Source organism: Achromobacter sp. (assembly GCF_050285585.1).
GTDB lineage: Bacteria > Pseudomonadota > Gammaproteobacteria > Burkholderiales > Burkholderiaceae_B > Achromobacter.
Genome location: NZ_JBLZXF010000083.1, coordinates 1 through 4,634 on the forward strand (window position 1 = coordinate 1; position 4,634 = coordinate 4,634).

Below are 4,634 nucleotides of genomic sequence, written 5' to 3' on the forward strand. Positions count from 1 at the left end.
CAAAGTGGGGACAGTGTGAATGTGCAACAGCTTGTAGAGCTGCGAGTGCAGCCAGCCGGCCTTCTCGTTCAGCAAGGCGGTCGCGGCCTCGGGCTCGGCGCCCAAGACCGTGAAATACACCTTCGCGTGCGCGTAGTCGGTCGACAGTTCCACACCAGAGAGCGTGATCAATCCAGCGCGGGTCGTGTCGATCTCGCGCTGGATGATCCCGGCCAGATCCTTCTGGATCTGGTCGGCCAGCCGCAGATTGCGGCCGGGAATGGCTTTGGACTTGTGACGGCTCATTAGAAATAATGCCTCGCGACGCCTTACAGCGTACGCGCGATTTCCTTGATTTCAAAGACTTCCAGCTGGTCGCCCACCTGGATGTCGTTGTTGCCGCGCAGCGTAAGACCGCAGTCGAAGCCCGACTTGACTTCCTTGACGTCGTCCTTGAAGCGGCGCAGCGAATCGAGCTGGCCGGTCCAGTGGACCACGTTGTTGCGCAGCAGGCGGACCTGCGAGTCGCGACGCACCAGGCCGTCGAGCACCATGCAGCCGGCGATGTTGCCGATGCGCGAAATGCTGTAGACCTCGCGGATCTCGACCAGGCCGATGACCTCTTCCTTCTTCTCGGGAGCCAGCATGCCCGACATGGCCGCCTTCACCTCGTCCACGGCGTCGTAGATGATGTTGTAGTAGCGCACGTCGATGCCGTTGGTCTCGGCCAGTTTCTTGGCGCTGGCTTCGGCGCGGACGTTGAAGCCGATCACCACGGCGTTCGAGGCGATCGCCAGGTTGATGTCGCTTTCCGAGATGCCGCCCACCGCGGCGTGCACGACCTGCACGCGCACTTCGTCGGTCGACAGCTTGGTCAGCGACTGCACCAGCGCTTCCTGCGAGCCCTGGACGTCCGTCTTCACGATCAGCGCCAGGGTCTGCGTGCCTTCGCCCAGGTTGTCGAACATGGATTCCAGCTTGGCGGCCTGCTGGCGGGCCAGCTTGACGTCGCGGAACTTGCCTTGGCGGAACAGCGCGATTTCGCGCGCCTTGCGCTCGTCGGACAGCACCATCAGTTCGTCGCCGGCGGCCGGCACTTCGGTCAGGCCCTGGATTTCCACGGGGATCGACGGGCCGGCTTCCTGGATGGGCTTGCCGTTCTCGTCCAGCATGGCGCGCACGCGGCCGAAGCTCGCGCCGGCCAGCACCACGTCGCCGCGATGCAGGGTGCCGCTTTGCACCAGGATGGTCGCGACCGGGCCGCGGCCCTTGTCGAGGCGGGCTTCGATCACCAGGCCCTTGGCGGGCGCGTCGACCGGCGCCTTCAGCTCCAGCACTTCCGCCTGCAGCAGCACGTTCTCGAGCAGGTCGTCGATGCCCTCGCCGGTCTTGGCCGACACGGACACGAAGGGAACGTCGCCGCCGTATTCTTCCGGCACCACTTCCTCGGCGACCAGCTCCTGCTTGACGCGGTCGGGGTTGGCGGTGGGCTTGTCGATCTTGGTCATCGCCACGACCATGGGAACGCCTGCGGCCTTCGCGTGGTGGATGGCTTCGCGCGTCTGCGGCATCACGCCGTCGTCGGCCGCGCAGACCAGGATGACGATGTCGGTGGCCTTGGCGCCGCGGGCACGCATGGCGGTGAACGCCTCGTGGCCCGGGGTGTCCAGGAACGTGACCATGCCGCGCTCGGTCTGGACGTGGTAGGCGCCGATGTGCTGCGTAATACCGCCGGCTTCGCCCGCGGCGACCTTGGCGCGGCGGATGTAGTCCAGCAGCGAGGTCTTGCCGTGGTCGACGTGGCCCATGACGGTAACGACCGGGGCGCGCGGCAACATCTCGGCTTCGGTGCCGGCGGCCGATTCGTCCAGGAAGGCTTCCGGGTCATCCAGCTTGGCGGCGATGGCGACGTGGCCCAGTTCTTCGACCACGATCATGGCCGTTTCCTGGTCCAGGACCTGGTTGATGGTGACCATCTGGCCCAGCTTCATCAATTGCTTGATGACTTCGGCGGCCTTGACGGACATCTTGTGCGCCAGGTCGGCCACGCTGATGGTTTCCGGCACGTGGACTTCACGCGCGATGAATTCCTGCGGCGCCGGCTCGTTGCGGCGGTCGTTCTGCTGGTTGCGGCCGCCTCGGCCGCCTCCCTTGCCCCCCTTGCCGCCGGCGCGCCAGCCGTCGCGGCTGGCCGGCGCGGCAGCCTTGTCCGCGGGCTTCTTGCGCGAGGCGTCGTCGGACCAGGTCGAGGCGACTTCGGCCGTCTTGATGGTCTTCTTGTTGCCGGGAGCGGCGGGCTTGGCGTCCTTCTTGGCGCCCGGCGCCGCGCCGGGCTTGCCGGCCGGCTTGTGCAGCGTGCCCGAGATCGGCGCGGCGGCGGGCGCCTCCGGCTCGGGCGCGCGCAGCACCTTGCGCGGACGATTCAGCATCTCGCGCAGGGCGGCGGCTTCGGCCTCGGCGGCGCGGCGGGCCTCATCGCGGGCCGTCGACGTGGCGGAGGCGGCAAGCGGCGGCGCCGCGCGGCGGTTGTCGGCGCGGTTGCCAGCCTTGGCGGCGGGTGCGGCCGGCTGAGGCGCGGCGGCCTTGACGGGTTCGGACTTCGCCGCAGGCTGCTGGGCCTGGGCGGCAGGCGCGGCGGCCTGGGAGGACGATGTTTCGGACTTATTGGCTAGCACAACGGGTTCCGGCTTGGCTTCTTCAGCCTTGGGCTCGGTGGATTCGGTCTTGACTTCGGGCTTGGCCTCTTGGGCCACGGGCTCGGCAGGAGCAGGCGCCGGCGTCGGTTCGGGTTCAGGCTGGGCCTGGACCTCGGCGGGTTTCGCCTCGACGGGGGCGGGCACTTCGGCCGCGACGGATTCAACAGGCGCGGGCGCTTCGACCGGCGCGGGCGCTTCTACAGCAGCGGGCTCTTCCGCCTTCGCGGGGGCCGTAGCCTCCGCCTGGACGGCGGGCGCGGCCTCGCGAGGTTCGGCCGCGGCGGGAGCCTCGGGTGCAGCCGGCGCGGACACCTGCTGCGCCTCTTCGACGGAGGCTTCATCTTCGGCGCGCGCGGACGCGGCCTGTTCCAGGGCGATTTCGGAGGGATCACGCTTGACGAACACGCGCTTCTTGCGCACTTCGACCTGGATCGTGCGCGAGCGGCCGGTGGCATCCGCCTGCCGGATCTCGGACGTCTGGCGACGCGTCAGGGTGATCTTCTTGCCTTCGGTCGCGCCGTGGGCGCGGCGCAGCGATTCGAGCAATTTCGCCTTGTCGCTGTCGGTGACGGCATCGTCCACCGATTTGAGGTCAACGCCGGCCGAGCGCAGCTGATCCAGCAGCACATTGGCAGGCATTTTCAGCTCGGTAGCGAACTGGGCGACGGTGTTACTCGACATTAGGCTCTCTCTTCCCTATATGCAGCTATTACAAACAACGTGAACTTGCGGAAGGATGGAACGCATCCATCCGCCGCAGACCCGTGTCCTTGGTTATTCTTCGTCGAACCAATGGGCGCGGGCACGCATGATGAGGTCGCTGGCGTCCTGCTCGGTCAAGCCGGCGATTTCCGCCAGTTCGTCCGTTGCCAATTCCGCCAGATCGTCACGCGTATGCACTTGGCGCTCGGCCAGCTTGGCGGCCAGTTCCGGCGTCATGCCTTCGAGTTCAAGCAAATCCTGTGCGGTCTCAAGGCGCTCTTCCTGGGCAATCGCCTCGGTCAGCAGCGCATTGCGGGCACGGGCACGCAACTCATTGATGGTGTCTTCGTCAAAAGCCTCGATTTCCAGCAATTCCTGCATGGGAACGTAGGCGATTTCCTCGATACCGGTGAACCCCTCGTCGATCAGGATGTCGGCGACCTCCTCGTCGACGTCCAGTTTGCTCATGAACGTGGCGCGCAGGCCCGAACGCTCGACTTCCTGGCGGTTCAGGCTTTCTTCCGGCGTCATGATGTTGATCTGCCAGCCGGTCAGCTCGGACGCCAGGCGGACGTTCTGACCCTTGGCGCCGATGGCCTTGGGCAGGTTTTCCTCGTCCACCACGACGTCCATCGCGTGCTTGTCTTCGTCGACGACGATGGATTCGACGTTGGCCGGCGCCAGGGCGCCGATGACGAACTGCGCAGGGTCTTCCGACCACAGCACGATGTCGACCTGCTCGCCGCCCAGCTCGTTGCGCACCGCGGTCACGCGCGAACCGCGCATGCCCACGCACGTGCCGATCGGATCGATACGCTTATCGTAAGCCACCACGGCGATCTTCGCACGCACGCCGGCGTCGCGGGCAGCCGCCTTGATCTCCAGCAGGCCCTGCTCGATCTCGGGGACTTCGTTCTCGAACAGCTGGCGGATGAACTCGGGCGAGGTGCGCGACAGGATCACCTGCTGGCCGCGCGCGGCGTGGTCGACACGCAACACAAAGGCGCGCACGCGGTCGGCCACTCGGAGGTTTTCCTTCGGGATCATCTCGGAGCGCGGCAGGCGCGCTTCGATCTTGCCGGTTTCGATGATGGCGTCGCCCTTGTCCATGCGCTTGATCGTGCCGGACACGATGGTTTCGCCACGTTCAAGGAAATCGTTCAGCACCTGTTCGCGTTCCGCGTCGCGGATCTTCTGCAGGATGGCCTGCTTGGCCGCCTGCGCGCCGATGCGGCCGAACTCGATGGGTTCGAGCGG

At 66.5% G+C, this 4,634-nt stretch carries 3 protein-coding genes; all 3 read right to left on the reverse strand.

Annotated elements, in window-relative coordinates; translation table 11 throughout:
• Nucleotides 1-285, reverse strand: a 285-nt coding sequence (rbfA, locus tag ACN6PJ_RS31105) for a 30S ribosome-binding factor RbfA (RefSeq protein ID WP_427999485.1), incomplete at its 3' end; no start/stop codon positions are given.
• Between the two features lie 23 nt (nt 286-308).
• Nucleotides 309-3,356 carry a translation initiation factor IF-2 gene (gene infB, locus ACN6PJ_RS31110; RefSeq protein ID WP_427999486.1) on the reverse strand — a complete coding sequence of 1,016 codons (3,048 nt, stop codon included), beginning with the start codon at nt 3,354-3,356 and terminating at the stop codon, nt 309-311.
• Nucleotides 3,357-3,449: 93 nt separating this feature from the next.
• Nucleotides 3,450-4,634, reverse strand: a 1,185-nt coding sequence (nusA, locus tag ACN6PJ_RS31115; protein WP_427999487.1) for a transcription termination factor NusA, incomplete at its 5' end; no start/stop codon positions are given.